Annotated in this window: 22 protein-coding genes and 1 pseudogene; 15 read left to right on the forward strand and 8 right to left on the reverse strand. The window is 44.2% G+C overall.

Features of this window, described 5'->3' with window-relative positions:
• Nucleotides 1-41: 41 nt before the first annotated feature.
• Nucleotides 42-3470 (reverse strand): DEAD/DEAH box helicase family protein, encoded by a 3429-nt coding sequence (locus tag NG99_RS07945; protein WP_034890566.1) that lies wholly within the window; start codon nucleotides 3468-3470, stop codon nucleotides 42-44.
• A gap of 196 nt (nucleotides 3471-3666) precedes the next feature.
• Between NG99_RS07945 and NG99_RS28105 the strand changes: the two genes are divergently transcribed.
• Nucleotides 3667-5532, forward strand: coding sequence for an SIR2 family NAD-dependent protein deacylase (locus NG99_RS28105; protein ID WP_072017557.1), 1866 nt, complete (start codon nucleotides 3667-3669; stop codon nucleotides 5530-5532).
• Nucleotides 5529-6980 (forward strand): argonaute/piwi family protein, encoded by a 1452-nt coding sequence (locus tag NG99_RS28110; protein ID WP_072017558.1) that lies wholly within the window; start codon nucleotides 5529-5531, stop codon nucleotides 6978-6980. Before NG99_RS28105 ends, NG99_RS28110 begins: the two co-directional genes overlap by 4 nt.
• Nucleotides 6981-7031: 51 nt before the next feature.
• Here the strand turns inward: NG99_RS28110 and NG99_RS07955 are convergent, their stop codons facing one another.
• The 7 genes from NG99_RS07955 to NG99_RS07980 form a co-directional block, all read right to left on the reverse strand.
• Nucleotides 7032-7982, reverse strand: coding sequence for a DUF5655 domain-containing protein (locus NG99_RS07955; protein ID WP_034890568.1), 951 nt, complete (start codon nucleotides 7980-7982; stop codon nucleotides 7032-7034).
• A gap of 84 nt (nucleotides 7983-8066) precedes the next feature.
• Entirely contained in the window at nucleotides 8067-8744 is a 678-nt protein-coding gene (locus NG99_RS07960) for a hypothetical protein (protein WP_052130613.1), read from the reverse strand.
• On the reverse strand, nucleotides 8745-9467 hold the full coding sequence (locus NG99_RS07965; protein ID WP_034890569.1) for a hypothetical protein: 723 nt from the start codon (nucleotides 9465-9467) through the stop codon (nucleotides 8745-8747). It abuts the gene before it with no gap.
• Nucleotides 9461-10813 (reverse strand): DUF1173 family protein, encoded by a 1353-nt coding sequence (locus NG99_RS07970; RefSeq protein WP_072017559.1) that lies wholly within the window; start codon nucleotides 10811-10813, stop codon nucleotides 9461-9463. Before NG99_RS07970 ends, NG99_RS07965 begins: the two co-directional genes overlap by 7 nt.
• 129 nt (nucleotides 10814-10942) lie before the next feature.
• Entirely contained in the window at nucleotides 10943-11365 is a 423-nt protein-coding gene (locus tag NG99_RS28115) for a putative zinc ribbon protein (protein ID WP_072017560.1), read from the reverse strand.
• Nucleotides 11366-11438: 73 nt separating this feature from the next.
• Nucleotides 11439-12491, reverse strand: coding sequence for a YagK/YfjJ domain-containing protein (locus NG99_RS07975; protein WP_232298241.1), 1053 nt, complete (start codon nucleotides 12489-12491; stop codon nucleotides 11439-11441).
• A gap of 272 nt (nucleotides 12492-12763) precedes the next feature.
• Nucleotides 12764-12970 (reverse strand): helix-turn-helix transcriptional regulator, encoded by a 207-nt coding sequence (locus NG99_RS07980; RefSeq protein WP_034890572.1) that lies wholly within the window; start codon nucleotides 12968-12970, stop codon nucleotides 12764-12766.
• 352 nt (nucleotides 12971-13322) lie between these two features.
• On the opposite strand from NG99_RS07980, the gene NG99_RS27520 reads away from it, so the two are divergent.
• The 13 genes and pseudogenes from NG99_RS27520 to NG99_RS08030 all read left to right on the forward strand — a co-directional run.
• Nucleotides 13323-13919, forward strand: coding sequence for a hypothetical protein (locus tag NG99_RS27520; protein WP_052130616.1), 597 nt, complete (start codon nucleotides 13323-13325; stop codon nucleotides 13917-13919).
• A gap of 62 nt (nucleotides 13920-13981) precedes the next feature.
• Entirely contained in the window at nucleotides 13982-14479 is a 498-nt protein-coding gene (locus tag NG99_RS29175) for a hypothetical protein (protein WP_157032585.1), read from the forward strand.
• Between the two features lie 361 nt (nucleotides 14480-14840).
• Nucleotides 14841-15161, forward strand: coding sequence for a hypothetical protein (locus NG99_RS07990; protein WP_034890573.1), 321 nt, complete (start codon nucleotides 14841-14843; stop codon nucleotides 15159-15161).
• Nucleotides 15162-15294: 133 nt separating this feature from the next.
• The gene (locus NG99_RS07995; RefSeq protein WP_034890574.1) at nucleotides 15295-16098 is read left to right on the forward strand and encodes a hypothetical protein; all 804 of its coding nucleotides are present in this window, start codon (nucleotides 15295-15297) and stop codon (nucleotides 16096-16098) included.
• Between the two features lie 50 nt (nucleotides 16099-16148).
• Nucleotides 16149-16328, forward strand: a complete 180-nt coding sequence (locus NG99_RS28120) for a hypothetical protein (RefSeq protein WP_057533538.1) — start codon at nucleotides 16149-16151, stop codon at nucleotides 16326-16328.
• A gap of 35 nt (nucleotides 16329-16363) precedes the next feature.
• Nucleotides 16364-16804 (forward strand): hypothetical protein, encoded by a 441-nt coding sequence (locus NG99_RS08000; RefSeq protein WP_034890577.1) that lies wholly within the window; start codon nucleotides 16364-16366, stop codon nucleotides 16802-16804.
• 75 nt (nucleotides 16805-16879) lie between these two features.
• A complete protein-coding gene (locus tag NG99_RS08005) occupies nucleotides 16880-17701 on the forward strand; it encodes a DUF932 domain-containing protein (RefSeq protein ID WP_034890580.1) in 822 nt (273 codons plus the stop codon).
• Nucleotides 17702-17771: 70 nt separating this feature from the next.
• Entirely contained in the window at nucleotides 17772-18242 is a 471-nt protein-coding gene (radC, locus tag NG99_RS08010) for a RadC family protein (protein ID WP_034890583.1), read from the forward strand.
• 8 nt (nucleotides 18243-18250) lie between these two features.
• Nucleotides 18251-18472, forward strand: a complete 222-nt coding sequence (locus tag NG99_RS28125; protein ID WP_072017561.1) for a DUF987 domain-containing protein — start codon at nucleotides 18251-18253, stop codon at nucleotides 18470-18472.
• A gap of 31 nt (nucleotides 18473-18503) precedes the next feature.
• Entirely contained in the window at nucleotides 18504-18869 is a 366-nt protein-coding gene (locus tag NG99_RS08015) for a type IV toxin-antitoxin system YeeU family antitoxin (RefSeq protein ID WP_034890586.1), read from the forward strand.
• Between the two features lie 33 nt (nucleotides 18870-18902).
• Nucleotides 18903-19223, forward strand: a complete 321-nt coding sequence (locus NG99_RS08020; protein ID WP_034890589.1) for a TA system toxin CbtA family protein — start codon at nucleotides 18903-18905, stop codon at nucleotides 19221-19223.
• A 113-nt stretch (nucleotides 19224-19336) separates the two neighbouring features.
• Nucleotides 19337-20173, forward strand: a complete 837-nt coding sequence (locus NG99_RS08025; RefSeq protein ID WP_034890592.1) for a DUF4942 domain-containing protein — start codon at nucleotides 19337-19339, stop codon at nucleotides 20171-20173.
• A 290-nt stretch (nucleotides 20174-20463) separates the two neighbouring features.
• Nucleotides 20464-20613: pseudogene (locus tag NG99_RS08030) on the forward strand (integrase core domain-containing protein); the annotation flags it as partial.
• Between the last annotated feature and the right edge of the window lie 31 nt (nucleotides 20614-20644).

Consider the following 20644-nt stretch of genomic DNA (forward strand, 5'->3'; position numbering starts at 1 on the left):
AAAGAGAAAGCCCCAGGATGTACGAGGCTTGAATGGGAGCATTATAGCGCCGGTGACGGAATGACTACACCCAACTCTTCTACGATTTTTTGCAATGTCACGATCTGCTGCATATCCGGGAAGATTCCGGTGACACCTTCACCATGTATCTGGGTAAATGGCTGTTCGAAGAGCTGTTTCATCTCGATAGTACCGTAATCACGGATATGATTTTTGAGCATCTCCAGGAAACGAATCTGCTGGCTGTTAAGGTGATTTTCAGATGCAAACATAGCGAAGCGTTCGTTAACAGCTTGCCCATCCATACCGATAATCGTTCGCAACAGCTTATCCAGACTGGCAGTTGCCTGAGGAAAGAAGCTTTGCAGATCGCGAATATCGACGTTGGGGTTTTGAATTAGCACAAGTTTTACCAATTCGTCTAGCTCTTCAGGTGTCACTGGTTCACCACGGCGAATTTTCTTGAGCACGGGATTTTGCTGGAATAATGGTTCCAGTGCCCCTTGAACCTGTTGACGCCAAAGTCTGAAATCCACAGTTCTAACTTGTGTTTTCCTGATGCCGGTTTCTATCTGAGTTACATCCTCAGTAACATCTACCGTGAGCGCCCCAACTTGGGGTATGACTTCTTTTTCCATCAGATGCATGATGCCACGCAAATGGATACGCATATCTTCAAAATCATCAAAACTAGCTTGTTTCCACCAAGAAAGTTCTCGCAAATTGTTTATGCGAGCCCCTTGTTGCTGTACCTGCACTAAATGAGGGGGGAGCCTTTCTAGCTTTTCAACTACGGTAGGCCAGAGTACATCAAGTTCTTCCATGTTGGTGTAACGGACTGTTTGTGCAGCTAGCATATCCATATCGAAACGCATCGCGTCGCTTTGGCCGCGTACATCTACCCATTGCATTAGTGGCGCAATAAAATCGATTAATACCTGTTGGGTCTGTGGGGCAAATTGTTGCAAGAGCCTTTCATCGCTACATTGTGCTTTTTGCTGCCATCTTTCTTGCACTGCTATGGATTTATCATCCAGAGCATTTATTTGTACCAATAGTTGTGCGGCTACTCGATTAACTGCTTGTTTATCAAACTTTCGTAATGCTGCCCGGCCTAGCTCAATCCATGCCTCAAAACGTTTCTGCGCTAAGGGCTTACTGGCTGTAACCTCGGCTTCCTCGGTGTTTAGTTCGTGATACTCGAAGTTACCCCAGTGATCAAAGATGCGGAATTTCTCTTTATCCAGCGATTTTCCATTCTCATCAACGCCATACAGACCTTTAGCTAAACGTGTTCCACGGCCAATCATTTGCCAGAACTTCACTTTCGATTTAACGGGTTTTGCAAAAACCAAGTTGACGATTTCTGGTACATCGATGCCGGTATCCAACATATCAACCGAAATTGCGATGATAAGCTCTTTGTTGGTACTTTCATCCAACCCTTTAAAATCTTCTATCAGCTGCTCCGACCTGGTTTCCTGATTATCAATAACCTGACAAAAGCGGCCAGCAAACTGCGGGTACATTTCATCAAATAGATCTCTCAACAAGATGGCATGGTCGTGCCCTCTGGCGAATATAATTGATTTGCCGGGAAGCTGGCCGTCTTTATCTTTGATGCCATTTTCCATCAGATTACGTAAAATTAGCCGGTTAGTGTCTCGGTTATAGATCCGATCATCGATGGCTTTGCTATCAAATTCCAGTGTATTGGGATCAATATTCTGTTCTTCTAGTTCACGTATCTGAGCATCGCTTAAGTTATCGCGCCTGATTCCCTCACGTAAAAACTGTGTAGTGTGGGTGACAACTTCATATGGCACCAGATTGTTGTCTGCAATTGCATCTTCCAGGCTGTAGTTGGCCGTAGGAATGCGCCCTTCACAGCCAAACAACCCGAAAGTAGTTTTGCTGACCATATCAATAGGGGTCGCTGTCAGACCTACCTGTAACGCATCAAAATATTTGAACAAATCACCGTATACGTTATAGATGGAACGGTGTGATTCATCAGCAATAATGAGATCGAAATAACCAACATCAAAGCGATCCATGATGTTCATCATCCCTGGATAGGTCGCTATATAGACACGGGCATTAAGCATATCTTTCTTTGGAGATACGCCAACGACATACATAGGGTCACTGATGTATTGTTTAAACGCGTTCCCTGCCTGCTTACGTAGTTCTCTACGGTCACAAAGGAACAACACACGCTTCACCCAGCGGGCATCAATCATTAGTTTGCTTAAAGCGATAGCAACTCGAGTTTTTCCCGTGCCAGTAGCTTGTACAATGAGCGACTGACGATATTTCTGTGTAAAACGTTCACTCACCCTCGCAAGGGTCTCTTGTTGATACAAGCGGCCAGCGACAAGCTCACCTTTACTGTCTCTGGCGTGAGGAACTTCATTCAGTGGTAAGCGGGTTTCGCGTTGTTGAATCAGATATTGCAGGCTTTTTTTACTGTAGAAACCGAATACTTTGCGTGGCGGGTAGCCCTGAGTTTTATGGTCATCCCACAGATAAATATCGTAACCATTGGTGTAAAAAATAACAGGACGTTGGCCGTATTCTTTCTCCAGCCAATCAGCATATAGTCTGGCTTGTGTCCGACCTTTATCTGGACTGACTTTAGTTTTTTTTGCTTCAACTACGGCAATCGGTTTGTGGCTATCATCCCACAGTACATAATCTGCAAATCCGTTGCCTGATGTCGTTGGTTGTTCTTTAACAGGATGCTCCTGAGATACCTGTTCAGTATTGGCAGCGTCGGGAGCTACATCCCAGCCTGCAGCAATGAGGCGTGAGTCAATCAGGTGGCGGCGAGTTTCAGCTTCATCAAGTGATAGAATGTCAGCAACTTGCTGGTTACGATCTTTTACTTCATGCAGACGTTGTTCAAGTATTTCTGTTTTTTCCTGCTCTTTTTGCAATGCGCGCTGAAGCGCAATTTCCCGCTCGCGAGCACTATCAAGATCTTTGATCGCCGTATCTAAACGTTTTTGCTGTTCAGTAAGATTAACTGAAGTATTTAGAGCATCAGACAATGGAGGTAGAGCAAAAGGTTGGCAGTCATCAACATTCCCCTGAGCGTAACGAACGTAAAGCCATAGCCCTAATAGAAATGCTTCTTTTAACAACCAGTATGCATCCTGAGCTTTAATGGTGCTGCCATGAGCTGCGCGATTGCCATGAATGCGCAGGGCGTCCATTTTCATTAAAATTGCTTCAGGCATGATGCTAGTAAATACAGAAGCATTCATCAGATCATACAAGCTAGCTTTGAAGCCTTCAGGAAGTCGTTCCTGTCGATAGATCCAGCGGACAATTTGCTCATCATAGTTGCGTAGCTTAACTAAGCAACTTTCTGGATCCGAATGGACGTACTGTTCTGCTGCGGTCGCAAGGCTTGCTAAATCAGGCCACTGACTGCGTAGCATTTCAAAATTGCGAGACTGCTCCATTAAATCGTTGCCTTATGCAATGGATACAACAAGATATCTGTGGATGTTATCACAGGTTATCGCTCAATTTTTGTGAGATATACGCGAGCTTTGGTATAGCAGCTATAGATTAAGTTCATTAAATTGATACTGTTAGTATCCATTCTTAGTCGGCTTAGAACTTCACCTATACAACTTACGCGAAGGGGAACTGCAGATGAGTCAAACTTTGACGGGGCTTCAATTTGTTAATGCCTTCGCTTTGAAACCAGAACGATTTGCATGGTTTCTTGGGGCTGGAGCGTCTGCATCTGCCGGAATTCCAACCGGTTATTCGATGATCTTGGACTTTAAGAAGCGATTATTCTGCCAGTTAACCGGCTTAAAAACGCAAGAAGTCGATGGCAATGACTCCCTTTGGATCGATAGAATCAATCTTTTTTTCAAAACTCATCCAGTACTTCCCCCTTCAGGAGATCCAACTGAATATGCTGCTGCTTTTGAGGCAGTTTATCCTACTCAGGAAGAGCGCCGTTTATATATTGAAAATGCGGTGAAGCAAGGTTCCCCCTCGTTTGCGCACAAGGTCATCGGATCTCTTCTAACGACAGGGCGCATCCCTTGTATTTTCACAACCAATTTTGATCACTTGATCGAAACGGCTACGACAGTGGCAAGCCAATTAATTGATACTACCCAACGGGCGGTATTAACTGACGCTGCAACTGATAATGCAGGACGTGCTGAACGTTGTGTTAAAGAATCCAATTGGCCATTACTGGCGAAAATCCATGGCGACTTTCGTTCAGTTGAACTAAAAAACACTTCAGATGAGCTTAGAGAACAAGATGCCCGAATGAGGTCGATTTTGACTACTGTTTGTTCACGCTTTGGACTTGTTATCCTCGGTTACAGCGGGCGTGATGCATCCGTGATGCAAGCACTTACGGACGCACTGAGTCAAGCTAATGCATTTCCCGGAGGGATATATTGGGTAACACCTACAGCAAGTACAATTCTGCCAGCAGTAAAAGAATTCATTAATAAAGCATTAGAACTAAAAATCTCTGCACATATAGTTGAATCATCAACTTTTGATGAATTGGCTGGTGACATTGCCAATGCAATTGATTTGCCGGTGGCATTAAGGCAGCACATTCAAACATCTCGCGCCGGATCTATATTGCAAAATGTTCCTCTACCTATTCGTGAACAACGCAAATTTCCTGTGTTGAGATGTTCAGCTATTCCAATCCTCACCATGCCAACACATGCTCGGCTTATAAGTATCAATACAAAAATTACATCAGCTCATGCAAGAAAGCTAATTCGTGAGGCAAAGATTAAGGCTATAGTTGCCAGCCGAGGCAGTGAAGTTGTCGCCTTTGGCGATGATAAAGAATTATCACGCGTGTTTGCTTCTATGGGAGGATGTCTTAAAGGCACTATTGAATTAAATCCTGAAAAAGATACTTGGGCATCTGGACTGCTTTATGAGGCATTCCTTCGTGCTTTATGCAGAAAAAAACCATTAAAGCCACGATTACGCAGTAGAGGACACTCCTTAATTATTTCAATGGATCGGATAGACGACACTCCTGAACACACAGCTTGGCGAAAACAGCAACTTTCAGGGCTTCGGCAGGCATATTCTACTGAGTTGACAGGCTTAGTTCCTGGGTGTAATTACCCATTTAGCGAAGGAGTACAACTCAGGTTTGATAGGATGAGTAGTGGTTGGTGGTGTATTTTTGAACCGTTCACTAATGTTGAATTACCTTATTCTGAACTTAAAAATAACTTGGGTAATTTAATATCAACTCCTTTCTCCGGAAATTCATCGAAAACCGCAAATCCCTCTTTGGACTGGCAAAGGGAGCGATGGGCAAGACGGTATAATCAAATCTGGTCCAGAATAATCGCTGAGTGGGCAAGTATATTAGCAGGAAAAGAAGATGGATATGTCCAAGCTCTCGGTTTAAAACAAGAAAATGGTTTGGATGCAGAGTTCCAATTGTCTCCGATAACTGCCTGGAGTCGTCCTAGCCATGAACATGATTATTTTTTAAGAGGTGGTCGATGAAAAAAGATTACAATGTTTCAAAGTTACCACCATTTACTTTATTAGATGAACCATTGTTGTCTTTTGACCCGGAAGATAATAATTTGGAAGTTAATCCATTACGAGGACTTGACAGTCACGGAGCCTATAGCAGTTCTGTATTTCCTACTTACACTCCGGCTTTACGCATTGCGACAATTGGACCAGCGAGTGGATGGAATAATTTACGCTCACTGGTCGATACATTACGCTCTCATCATATTCCGAACGATCGTAAAGAATATGTACCCAATTTTCGTGGATTTGAAAGAGTCTTTGGTGTGCCCCTTGTCGCAGCTCCAGTTAAAGCTGCGCATATTCGATTAGCCGATAACGTATCTGAACTTAGTTCTGAGGGTTTGCCTCATACAAGGTTAATGTACGCATTAAATGATGGGGTCTGCCGATTAGACTTGGTTCGGGATCAATTTGACGTTGTTTTAGTACATCTGCCCGATGCGTGGCAAAGTGCATTTCGTGCCTCTGGATTTGATGCACACGATGCACTTAAAGCATTAGGGGCAACGTTTGGCATACCCACCCAAGTAATTAATGATCGGGTGTTCACATTTGGGGCTAGAGCTTCGCTGGCATGGCGTCTGTCGATTGCGTTATATGTTAAAGCTGGAGGTGTTCCATGGAAACTTGCACCTATTCCAGGCGTTCCTAAAAATACTGCCTATATCGGCATTGCATATGCCTTACGCGGAGATCCAAAGAATGCACAATATGTAACATGCTGTTCTCAAGTATTTGATGCGGATGGTGGGGGAATGCAATTCGTTGCATTTGAAGCCAAGGATCCAGTAATAGATGTTGAAGAAGCCAAGCATAATCCTTTTTTGAGCCGTAATGACATGCGAGCTGTATTAGCTCGGAGCCTCAACCTTTATCAGAGTCGAAATGGCGGCATGTTGCCACGTCGCCTCGTTGTTCATAAAACGACATCATTTAAACAAGATGAGCTAAACGGTGCGCTTGATGCATTATCGGCTGTACAGGAAGTTGAATGCATTGAAGTTTCAAGTAGCCCTGGTTGGCGTGGGGTTTGGCTAAAGCAAGGGAGTTCGGACACAATTCTAAGTGTACCTGATGGATATCCAGTTCCTCGAGGAGTTATGTTGCAACGCTCTGGTTCATCAGCTTTAGTCTGGGTGGCTGGAAATGCACCTCAGGCGTCTTCAAAAAGGGATTATTATCAAGGAGGAAAAAGTATCCCTCGCCCTATTAGCTTAACGCGCTTTGCAGGAGGAGGCCCTTTAGAGATTATGTCTCTGGAAGCACTGGCATTAACAAAAATGGACTGGAATAATGACGCGTTGTATGACCCTGTACCTGTAACGATTAGATATTCTCAAAGGCTAGCCAGGACGATTGCGAATGTTCCGACATTACCTAGTAATGCATATGCATATCGGTTATTTATGTAAAAGAATATATGAATTATTGTTGGGACTATTAACAATAGTCCCAACAATAGATCAATTTTCTTGATACGACCTTTCAATTAAAAGTTTAGCTTTATCTAGATCATCCTTAGTCCGTATGATAATTTCTAGGTTTCCCGTGCCCCAGTGCCCTTTATCAGTAACATCATGGATGAACCCTTGTGATAATTCGACTTCTCTCGGGTTGAGTTTTAAATAAAGGCGAAGCTGAGGGTCACGCTGTGGTGCCCAAATTTGAAGGCTCACAAAATTCTTTATTTTTTGGAAGGCTGTATAAAACTTCAATTCTTTACGTTGAACATCATCCCCAAGCGATTCAGAGTAGTCACAAACTTCTTGGTATAGAGTTAGCAGTTTGGGTGATGCCATGGCAATCCGATTCTGATGTAAATCGTGGCGTTCAGTTGCAGCCGTCTCAACCAACTTGGCCTGTTTATTGGACTGAACATCTTCAAACATCGTCGGTTGTAACATTTTTTCCGTTATTGCATTAACCAATTCAAACATTAGTAGGTCTTCGGAAAAAAGTTTATAACGTATCAAGCTGATATTTCGATTGATCTGCTGTACAGCGTGCTGATCGTATTTGTTAAAATCTGCCGCAATGCAAAGCAGGCGAGTACCTAACCAATCAATGCATTCTGCTGTCTCCTTGCCTAGCTTATCCATCACCAACCAGCGAAATTCTGCCTGATGATCCTGTAGCCAATCTAGGTAGAAAAGCCCTTGGTTAATGACATTTTCGTTGCTATGACGTTTATACTCGACAATTACTGGGCAGTTATTCTCATCTAACCCAAGAGAGTCGATTCTGCCACGGTGAGTTTTACCAGTGCTGTATTCGCTGGCAAGGAAACGCACGCCTAGAAAGGCTTCCATGTTTGCTTCTATAAGGGATTGTAGCTCTTTTTCAATTGTAGCTGCTTTACCTGAAAGCTCGCTTACCCCGGAAGGGCCATACCGGAACAGTTGGATATCGCTCATTTAGAATCTTTGTGGTTTTTGCAATTAGTTGTAAAGACGGTCGCGTTGCTACCCGTATAAACACCTATCAAGACTGAATGCTACTTAGTCGTAAGTCTGATGGGTATCTGAGGTATGGGCACAGTCGGAATCTCGCCGTACCAAAAGATATTCCCTATTTTCAGAAATCCTTTCCACCAGCATATTCACACCCTTGTCATTAGCAATCTCCACCAGCGGCACTGAAAACCCGATACCTTGGATTCGGTTATCGTCAGAAAACTGTCTCTTTGAATTAACATCAGGATAGCCATCATAGTTGTTCCACATTTCTTCTGGTGATGAGTATGTTGCATCATCGTTCACGGCAGAAAAGAGATAAATATTCAGATAGCTTTTGGTTTCTTCAGCCGGTGTTTTCAGCTTAGTTGCCAAAGGCTCTTCGTCTTTAGGGTACATCAACACGCGCTGGTCATACTCCAGTTCACTGTCTGTAACCAGTTTAAAATCCAGCACATAGTCGCTTATCGACATCGGTGAATTGGGTTGTTCCTGTTTACTAAATACAAATGAAACATCCATCATCGGCAAATAGTCCCACCTCCAACTCTCCAGTGGATTAGATCTGCGACGAGGAGGCTTACTGAAACTCCATGTATCCCATAGCAAAAATGATGTTCCCATTTTCTGCGCAACTTCATTGAGCATCGGTAGTATTTGTTGGTAATACGCCCCACAAATGCGATGAGCCTGGCGGACTTGAGCAAAAGGATCGTGCGTCATTTATTGTTCCTTCAAAAATGAGTATTCAGAGGGCAGCGGTGTATCTGCCAGAAATTGATGGAATTGTTGCCAGGGAAGCAGTGGTTCTCGGATGCCATAGAGCGTGAGCGCTTTCAGGCAATCAGCAACGATGCGCTTATCTTGCGGAGCTTCCCATTCTGAGTGCTGGAATATTTCTCTGAGCTTGTGCCATTCCATGCCATGAAAATCCACTTGCGGAAACTCTGCTTTCAATTCAATAAACCAGTTTGCTGTTGTTCTAGGCAAATTGCCCAGAGCGAGAAAATGGACAGTATTTTTGGCGTCATCATCATGTAAATAGGTATAAAGTTCTTTTCGCCATTGCTGCTGATATTGCATACCACCAGCCGGTGGTTTAACTTCAACGATCAGTGCAATATGTTCGAATGTGATCACCACATCGGGCTCAGCGAACCGTTCCTGACCAGAAAAATAAAGCTTCATGTTTTCATCAACTGGATTAGGAAAAACATATTTGGGCCAGAAATTGATGGACTCAAATGCTCCCCAACTTTCCCCGTTTATTCCCAGTAATGCTGAAAAAAAATGTTCCATTGCGGCAGGTGACAAATAGTTAATGCGGCTCCAGATTGCTGCAGTCAGTAAATCTTCATAGGACTGAAAAACTGTTCGCCAGCTTTGCGGTATCCCTTCATTGAGCGTTATTCTGCCCGCTTTCCCCTCCAGAATGGCATTTAACACTTGGTTTCCCTTTCTTCTAATGGATACTTGGATTCGTAATGTTTTTTTCGTTGTGGAAAGGTCGATATTTCTTCGCCTCTCGGATCCCTTACTGCGTCCCATGACCACCAGGAGTCGCCAAACTCCTGCTGATACCATTTTTCTTTCACAGCCCTATGCTGTAAATAATCCTCAGTATCACGCCCCCATACTTCGAGAGGAACGAAGTCTGCAGCATTGACATCCGTGAGTATGACATCGGGATGATACTGATCTTCCGCTGAATCATAAATCAATGGCTTGATAAACTGGCGTCGTTCCTTGGCTAGCTTTTCTTCAATGATCCCTTCGTAAGATGAATCGAGTGGGATCCATCGTTCACTAACCATCATAAAAACAACCTGACGAACACTTGCGGAAAAATATTCCTGGCCAGACTTTTCAGCTATTTTTTTTACAGGTACGTCGGTGACAGCAATAGCGATGATTTTACCGCCACGCTGCCACCATGCTACATCACGTGGAAATCTGGCTAAGGACCTTTCCCAACGTGAACTATCGATGGTTAGATAAGGCATCCCGGCAGGAGGACTGCTCTTCGTTGTTCCTGCTAGAGGCAGATTATTGCCAACATTCATAGTTGGAGACCATGCATTAAGTTCTGAGATAGCGATCAGACGGCGACTGTTCGCGCAGGCATAACTTACAGCCTTCTTATTGGCGTGCTCGTTCCCTTGTAGCAATAGAACATCGGCCAGAACTGTGCGGCCTTGTTTAATGCTGCTGGCTTCTTTTTGCAAACGGGTCATGACTGTTGTAAGCCTTCTCTTGCCTTCAAGCCATGGGGCCCATTCATTTAATCCTGTGTTCTCCCAAAGCAAATGAAGAAGACCTAGCATCTTCATTTTCCTAAGGCGTTTGACTTGCTTTCTTTCCCTTGGAGGATGCATTGCAGCTGGAGCAGCTCGTTCAGGGTCCGCCGTCGATACGCGTAACGAAAAATCTAATCCGATACGAAGGGTTCCGTCCTCCTCTTCCCTGACAGCCGCTGATGAATATGCTTTTGCACCACCATCAGTATTTATACGAGAGTAGTATGAGCAGGATGGTTTGTGCCGAGGACCGGTGTTTGGGTTACGACAGAGAGTAAATAGACCGGAGCCTTTGTTGCTTCTGACATAAAGCTTAAGTTCCTGAGCTGGATCACAGCAGCAGGTCGCAATGTAATTGCGGTTATCCCTGGCGAGTTTAAGTGAGTGCTGGAAAAAGTTGGGTGGCGTGGATTTTTGTTGCTCAGGCGAAAAGTAATACGGTTTTTCTTTATCAAGAAGATGTACGCAGACCTTTGGCTGTTGCTTCCTTTCCATTGACTTCACCTTTGTGATTGTCTTCCAGTTGATGTTTTATCGCATTCGCCAAGATTGTTCAAATATCCCACATTTAAATAATGGGTTATAGATCTTTAAGTCGCAGCGCCAAAACTCAGATGGTAAGAACTAGGCACTAATGGCATAGATCCAATCTTCACATTGCGGGCATACCTTTTCACCATTCCAACAGATATGGCACCAGCAGCAATGCCAATTCTGCTTAGTCGTTTTGCAGGGAAGCTGGCGGGAGTTCGCAGGTTGTAGAGGAGCGAATTGTACACGTAGCGTCTGTTTTGGAGGTTTACTCCCGATGGCTAAATTATTAGCAGATTTGCTGTAGGGGCAAGTTGTAAGTAATTTTGCAGTCTCCAGACGCAGTGGCGTATGAACAAAGCTTTTTACTCCTGTAAGTTCATCAATAACAACGCTGATTTTCAGTCTGCAACATTCGCAGAACAGGATATCGTAATCCTCTTGTACCACCGTTTCCGGTACGACCCATTCGCCATGATAGGTGATGGCACAGGGCGCATAGACAGGTTCATACATAATTAAACTCCTGATGAAATGAAAAATGCCAGCAAGAGCTGCTGGCATTATGTCGTTATGTGGCCTGTAGAGGCTACGAAGGTTGAGCACGATTCCTGCCGGGTCTGCCAGCTTTGTTGAGTGTTTTCACTTCACCCCTGCCAAAGGTTCTCATGTTGCCAGGTAATGCCAGACGAGCGAACGTATCTATCTTGGTTAGATACCCCACAGCACACTGTAGTCCTTCCTGCTTAACGATATCGTCATGCTTCACCATCCCTATACCTGATTTCACATAACGCTCAGGCTGTGCATTACAGTTGAAGTAAGTGCCTTTGCCTTCTGTAATAACCGACGTCCAGTACTCACCAAACTGTTTACAGAGACTGATATCGCTGCGGGCTTTATTACCATCAAGGAAGAACAGCGTGTGGTAATGGAAACCTCTGTCAGGTCCATATTCCAGCTTCCACACCATGCCCAGTACATGTTTGAACAATCGTTTTCTTTTCATGTTGCGAAGCAGTTGCTGACGTTGTTGTTTTGCTATTTCTGGCGTAATGCTGCCTGAGTGCATTTTCGCCCATGATAGGTCCAGGCGGAGAACCAGCAGTCGTGCATGATTATTAAAAAGATGCTGGATATAATTCGTCACCCCTTTCAAGTTCTTCATTGAATTTCTTTGGTATTTTCTGAGGTCTTGCCTAAAAGCAGAATTATTTACTTCATCACGATATTCAGTTACAAGCTGATTCAACATCATAGCGGTATTAGTCGCATCTGAATTGATGATTGCGCCATTGTAAATTCTGCAATAAAAATCATACCGTTTACGTACTTGCTGGAAAAAGGTGATTAATGGATGAAGCTTACGAAACTGAAGGAATATATCAGGTATCTGGTCAAGCAGATGTATAACCTTCAACACAGCAAGAGTACTACTGGTTTGTTTATATCCAGAGCTATTAAGTCGGGTTGTAAATGGTAATGTCTTTTGGCGTATTATCTTTTTCAGTAACGTATATACGTGGTGGAGTTTTTCAATGTTAATACTGTTGTCTGTTATGGATATTAGCATTGAATTATTTTCGTTATGGATCTCAGCACAACTAAGAAAGATATCGTCTGATATACTCATTTTATTCATATCCAAAATAGAGCCACAATACATCGGAGTGATTGTGGCTTTAAGAGTTATATGCGTTTATACACACATGAATCTTTCTTTTGCCTAATGGGTGAAGTAATTAATGATTGTCTTACCTGCTATGATGTCAGTTATGATTAATGACAACATCAATTCAATAAAATAAGAACCTTAATTGAAATAAGGAATTTATCCAGGAAGAGTAAGGCTAGCAAGATAAAATGGCATGTATAAAGTTAGTGACTATTGCAGCAGGGTATAAAGGTAAAATGTTACTCAGTACGGGATTGGTTAATTTTCTCTTTAAACCACATTACCACTTCGCTTTCCAGCCAACGAGAACTACGTCCCATTTTAATTGGCTTCGGGAACTTTCCTTCCTGAATCTGCTTATAAAACCATTTATCAGACATACCAGTAAAGCGGACAATAAATGCCATATCAACCATCTGGTCGTTGTGAATATCAATTAAGCTCATGAAAGTCTCCGGAGATGTATCAGGAGGACACCGGGCGGCATCCTTTCATGTCATAGGCTGCGTATGTACGGTTTTACATATGGTTACCGTATTCACTCTGTTTAGGCTTTTAGTCACAGTACAAGACATGCTCCGTATATCTCACGGATTCTTAGTCGACCTGTTTGCACGTAATGGATTTCATCTGCAATCCTGCAGAAGAGGAAGCCCAGTTTTTCATGTGAAAAGTGCCTTGTAATAGGTTCTATATGGATTTTTATGCCTACGTTTTATCTACGAATATTGCTATGTTTTACACTATGATTTATCCTTTCAGAATAATTTCAACTTAAGTTAAAAAGGATAACTCATCATGAACGAAGAAATATGGATAGATATAAAAACGAAACGTGATGTTAGGTTGTTTTTATGGCGTGAAGGAAATAATGCCGCTATTGAAAACTACCGACAATCAAAAGGAATAAAGGCATTTAATCAAAACCACATTTATGGTGAAGACTCTTTTTTAGCAGCACAGGCGATCAATGAAGCCTTTTATATTCTTTATAATGAGTCAGACGCACTGCTCTCATATGTCTATAATTTTAAGAAAGCAAAAGAGGCCTTATTGCCATCAAAAGAGTTCAGTTGGTTCAAACGGTGCAACGATGCATGCTATTTTGCATGGCTATTTGTCAGAGGGTTGAGTAATAGGAATAAATATCTTGTAAACACTACAAACCCCCAGGATCTCATCGTCCATTTCAGAACATCGTATTATTATCTTGTCAAAAACCATTATCCTGACAGTCATCGTGAACGTATTGAATGCATAGAGGACTTCTTTGACAGATTTCCTTATGATTTGTCAGTTAAATTATCTATCATGTCTGATATAAGGGATGAATGGAACAAACACAGTCACTTAATAAATAAGTTACCATTCAAAAAAATGATAAAAACAAAATAAACTGGACATGGAAGTATATCAATAAGGATAAAATCGGAATCCTTAATGGTTCTATAAAGAGAATGCAGGATAAATACATTAAAGAAAACTCTGCATCTCCTGATTTATTGCATGGTTTATTCAGTTCTGCTATTAATGGATATATTCACAATCCTCATTTTCTTAGCCTTTTTAGGCCATCTACAACAACTGAAAAATATTTAGCGTTGCGCTGTATTTATACGTCCTTCTATCATCAAGATATGAAATTTATTACCCGTTTAAAAAAGGCATGGGAGTCATCGAACTACAGGGGAAAAGTTAAGTCACAATCTCAAGGTCGACAAAAAACAATAGCAGTTTCTAAAAATAATGAATTGGATAGCCATGGTGTTATTGACTGTGTCACGCCTACCGTATCAATTCTACCGGATGTGGAACCACCTCATAAAAAAACATTGATCGAAGCAATCAATGAAAGTCTGATTAAAAAAGAAATTATTCCTGTAGAAAATAACGAAGATGGAAATGAGAATAAAAATGATGAGCCTCCCTCCTTGTGTGACATGATACCTTACTAGCTATTTCATCTTTAAGACCGGATGAGGTTATTAATATAAATATGATCTTAGTTAATAACTCCAGCTTAATCTAGAATATTTCCAACCTATATCATCCGCATGCTGGCACTCCGATTCATGCTAACCGCATTGGTGCTAGCACATTGATCTGCAGTACCGATCGATACAAACCACTGTGATAGTTTTTAACTATCAATTTTTATGAATCGATCATTATTTTTATAGATTAAAACGATCAATTTCCTGAAACTGATCTGTATTAACGATTATCCGCTAGCTCATTTAATGAATACGATCAGCCTGCTTCCCTTAAAACGGAAGCGGGCTTTTTTGTATTTAAATCATCAGGAAAGGAAACCAAATGCTCAGAAACCATTACGCAACTCTGGCTGGATTAGTGCTGCTTAGCCACAGTGCCAGCGCCGTACAGGCTGACCAGCAATGGGGTGACTGGTACGGGAACATCAGTGCCATGGAGTTTGAACTCAATACTCAAAATGCTTCCGGCGAAGTGCTCACACTGACCTGCACAAGCGGAAAGCTGGCTCTTGCTTACAGCGTGCCTGCAGAGGATTACCGCGTCTCGTCACAAACAGGGTTTTCTGAGCCTGGCGTCAGTATCAATGGTACGAACCATCCTCTGAACGAAACGGCCTTTACTGCGTTAAAAGCGACAAGTTAAAAAGATGTAATAAAAATGACCTCTATGAATGCCGCTATCTCTAATAAATTCAGCGCCAAAGGGCTGAATGAGGCGCTGGCTGATACCACATGGCAGGACTGTATTAATCATTAATTAACTGAAAGGAAACCTTATGCGTAAACTCGTTGTTTTATCTCTCAGCTCCGCAGCACTGTTTATTCCTTTGGTCTCGTCTGCAATGACAATTCACGGCGACATACATCCCGAACGCTATACCTTCTTTTTGACTCAGGAAGGGAGTAATCAGCTGAAACAGGCAAATGACCGGATAGCGAAGAATCCGCAGGCTTATACGCTTGATGTGAATCATACAGGCATTCAGCCCTATGATGCTGTTCGCTGGGACGGAAAACCTGTAAAGGCCGTCACCTGTGTCCTGGTAGATGGCGTGATGATGGGACAAAAAGCTACGTGGTCACAATGTAAAGACGAGAGCGGTGCTGAGTATTTCGGCAATAAAGGCTGGCTGGTACGTGAGTACGTCGCAAAAGCCTGTGAAGTCGGAAAATCAGATTGTCCTGTTTATCTTGTACTTCAGACAGATCCTCCAACAATGCATAGCGATATGGCTAATTTCGTTCCTGCCCCTAAAAACTTTAATGCTTCGACAAGCCTGACGGATGAAATTAAATCTGAAGGTTGCCAGATGGCGGATAACTCATTTGAACATGCCAAAAGTAGTCTGCGTTGTCGTGCCATTAATACCGTGCGTTTCATCCGTAAACAAAATACCGAAGCGGCATATGAAGCAGATTTAACCACCACGACGGGTGAAGCACTCACTATGACAGTGGGATACACCTACGGTAATGCCTCCAGCAAAGAGCCGGGTTGGCGCACAATTTCGGTCAACCAGGGAGACATCATTACTGATATCCGTAAGCAGGGCCAGTGGGTTCCCAATGGTTATAAATAACCTTATCAGTGAGATAACTTTTTATTCGGCATTCAACTAATGGAGGTTCAGTGGGAAAAACATTACAGCAGGAAACGCCACTAACTGTGGGCTGTACCTGGCAACTTGTTTTGAGTGTTGCCGGTGTGACATTGATGCGCAGCAATTCTGTTGCGGTTAAAGCTCTGGGAGCCAGCCTCACCACACTGAGTCTGATACGTATCATTAAAAAACTCGCCACGCTTGCCTGAACACCCGTCCAGTGAGCTCGGAGGATAAAAGCAATATGTCTGAAAATACCCAGGGGAAACTCAAGGGACTGAAAGAGAAAGTGAGTATGCGGCGAAATGTCTCCTCCACTGATAACCCGGTTGAGCAGGTAGAAGAAAATGTCAGTGAGCAAACGACAGAAGGGCCAGAATCCCGTACTACTCGATATAAGCGATTGCTCGACAGTATCGTCATCAATGGGTTGCTGAATATTGCCGAAGATAAACTTAGTGACGATATTTTTATCGAGTCGGTGTTCAGTAGGGCTTATGAACTTCTGCCCGTGCCGGTGAGACTGGTTGTCAGAAGGGAATGGTGCCTGGGTTATCTCCAGTCACGGAAAGCACCGTTACTGGCGCAGCTCCAGCTATACCGGGCCGAAAGGCACGGCTCAGCAGAACCGGTGCCGCCTGATGTGGAACCAGCCCTGCAACCCACGTTGCCACCAGCGACCTAATCAGACTCATTAATAACAGTCAGGGCCATCCTTCGGGGTGGCCTTTTTTATGCCGATTTTTCACAGGAGTTTTTTATGACCCGATTAGCCAGCCGCTTTGGTGCGGTTAACCTCGTACGCCGTGACCGTCCGTTAACCCGCGACGAACTGGCGCATTATGTGCCGAGTGTTTTTAGCGAAGAAAAGCATGAATCCCGCAGTGACAGGTACACCTACATTCCAACTATTTCCCTGCTCGATAACCTGCAACGCGAGGGCTTCCAGCCATTCTTCGCGTGCCAGACCAGAGTCCGCGACCAGAGTAAACGAGAGCATACGAAACACATGCTGCGCCTGCGTCGTGAAGGCCAGATTACGGGCAAACAGGTTCCGGAAATAATTCTGCTTAACAGCCATGACGGCTCCAGTTCATATCAGATGCTACCGGGGTTATTCAGAGCGGTTTGCCAAAATGGGCTGATTTGCGGTGAGAGTTTTGGTGAAGTTCGTGTTCCACATAAAGGCAACGTAGTAGAGAAAGTCATAGAAGGGGCTTACGAAGTACTGGGGATATTTGACCGCGTAGAAGAGAAGCGCGATGCCATGCAGTCGTTGATGTTACCGCCACCCGCACAGCAGGCGATGGCGAAAGCAGCATTAACCTATCGCTTTGGTGAAGAGCATCAGCCGGTGACGGAATCGCAGATCCTTTCCCCGCGCCGCTGGCAGGATGAAAGTAACGACCTGTGGACCACTTATCAGCGCATTCAGGAAAACCTGATTAAAGGTGGGCTGTCGGGGCGAACTACCCAGGGTAAACGCGCTCACACTCGAGCAGTGAAAGGTATCGACGGTGATGTGAAGCTCAATCGTGCGCTGTGGGTGATGGCGGAGAATATGCTGCACCTCGCTTCATGAAACTTTTTACCATCCATCTCTTTATGCCCTGCCACTAAGCCGACGGGGCAATTTATTTTAAGGAGCAATTATGTCCGCACTTAATTTATCCCCGGTATTCCTGCCAAATGAGCAACGCGTTATCCGTCGGGCGTTACGACTGCTGGAAAAGTATCAGCGCCAGCGGAATGAATCTTTTACCTCTACCTGCTTCACCAAGACCTGGCTTCAGCTACAAATGGCTCACCAGGAGCGGGAAGTTTTCATCGTGATGTATCTCGACAATCAGCATTGCCTGCTGGAGCGAGAAACACTGTTTACCGGCACGCTAAGCCATACCGAAGTGCATCCTCGCGAAGTGGTGAAGTCAGCCCTGAAGCACAACGCCGCTGCGGTAATTCTGGCCCATAACCACCCTTCGGGTACGACAGAAATCAGCCAGCAGGATAAACATGTCACTCAGCGGATTGTTAAAGCCTTGGCTCTGGTGGAAGTGCGTGTGCTGGATCATCTTGTGGTCGGGAGCGAAGTGGTGTCTTTTGCTGAATGTGGCTGGTTGTGAGGTGCAGAATGAAAATCATCAGTAAGCGCCAGGCAATGAATATTTATCGTCAGCATCCCGATTCCAGGCTATCCGCCTTCTGTACAGGTCACTACCGGTGGCATGGTAGTGTCTGCCATTACTACGGACGTGAAGTTCAGGATATCAGCGGGGTACTCGCTGTTTTTGTTGAGCGTCGTCAGGACCGGGCAGGACCATATGCCATCCTTCGCAGCGTGACGATGAATTAATCATCTCTCTCAATCATTAAGGAATATGTTAATGCATTCGACCACCTTATCCGGCACATCAGCGGAGAGCGCATCCTGCCTTCAGTGGGGATTAATACGTAATATCACGCCGTGCTTCGGCGCTCGCCTGGTTCAGGAAGGCAACCGTCTCTACTTCCTGGCTGACCGGGCTGAGTTTAATGGCTCATTCAGTGACGATGAAACATTGCGCCTGGACCAGGCGTTTCCACTAATAATGAAACAGCTAGAGCGGATGCTCACCACTGGAGAGCTTGATCCCCGCAGTCAGCACTCCGTCACTCTGCATCACAACGGACTCACTTATGAAGCTGACACTCTCGGCTCTCATGGCTACGTTTACATCGCTATTTATCCCCAGTCAGCCGTAACCAGGTAACACCTTCCTCTTCCTTTATCAGGGACTCAACTCATGCAAACCACAACTGTACCGGCCACGGTGCCGGTTTCGCCACGCCTGTCGCCCGTTCAGGTCTGGCAGCAACTGTTAACGTACCTACTGGAACACCATTACAGTCTTACGCTCAACGACACACCATTCCATGATGATTCAGCCATCCAGGAACATATCGAGGCGGGTATCACACTTGCTGATGCGGTGAATTTCCTGGTGGAACGCTATGAACTGGTGCGCATCGACCGTAAAGGATTCACCTGGCAAGAGCAGACACCATTCCTGACCACTATCGATTTACTCAGAGCCAGGCGAGCTACCGGATTAATGAATATATAAATTCGTCGAGCCCCATTCCTGATTTTTACCTTTGAACTTCCCACCTTATTTATTCATCGCATAATGCGCCTGCCATTTCCGGCAGGCGTGTTTGCTTTTATGGATGATTGACGATGCAAACAGAACCCGATGTATTAACAGAACACAATGAACTCATCTGTTCGACCAGTATCGAACGAGTAGTCTCTGGCCGCGATGCAGCACTGCTGCAAATTGAACAGCTCATCCAGCAGCTTGATGCCATTTCACGGTTAACCTCTGAAGTTGGCGGTGGTACAGCGCAAGACTGGGCGATGAAAGCCGGGCACCGCTACGATAGTTGGCTGACTGAAACTGTGGATAAAGCGATCCCTGCTGTCACCCGCAATATTGACCGTAGTATCTGGCGTGATTTGATGTTGAAGTCTGGCATGATGGCATTGATGGATGCTCAGGCGCGCGACCAATGGCATAAGAACCTGGAGGAGGGCGATCTACCTGCCATCAGCGAGGCGAATATACTCAGTACTTTTGAGCAGTTACATCTGAATAAAATGGATGTATTTGAGCGTGGGATCATCAATGTGTTCAAAGGTCTGTCATGGGAATATAAGACCAATAGCCCTTGTAGCTTTGGTAAGAAGATCATCATTAACAATCTGGTGACGCATAACCGCTGGGGATTTAGTCTGAACTGGGGCTGGAGGCGGGATCAACTGGCGGATCTGGAGCGGATGCTGTTTTTACTCGATGGCAAATCGATTCCCGACAACCGTGGTGATATCTCTACCCGGTTGATGGAACATATTCGGGATAACCCTGCTAAGGATATGTATGTGGATGAGTTCTTCAGTATTCGTTACTTTCAAAAGGGAACAGCCCATCTGAAGTTCAAGCGTTTGGAGTTGATAGAAAGGATGAATGACATTATTGCGAAACACTATCCGGGGATGTTAGCTAAGCCCCGTTGAAGCGGAGAGTTTAAGTTGCCTCCTGCTGGTAAAAATGACTCAAAACTGAGACTATACACATTGCTCTAACTCATTGATTTATAATGATGGCAAACTAAAATCAATTGAGTATACAAGTGAGTATATAACGAAGATTTAAATAATTTAATGTTTATGTAATTCAGATGGTTATGTTGATTTGGCGAGTCCGGCCTTCGCACCAATAGTATGTAAATAGACCTCAACAGACGTCTTTTTTTGTGCCTGAAATCCAGTATCCGCAAGGCTTTCCGCGATTCTCCCCGCAACTCAGGACCCTGAATGAAGCACGAAAAATCACCGGGCGCTGGCTGGCTGAGTATAACAGCGAGCGGCCTCATGAATCCCTGAATAACCTGACGCCGGAAGAGTACCGACTGATGGCTGAAAACCCGGAAGTCTCAAAAAGTGCGTGGAACTAAAACGGGTGCGCTTACAAATGTTTTCGAATGC

This window comes from Erwinia typographi (assembly GCF_000773975.1).
In the GTDB taxonomy this organism is placed as follows: domain Bacteria; phylum Pseudomonadota; class Gammaproteobacteria; order Enterobacterales; family Enterobacteriaceae; genus Erwinia; species Erwinia typographi.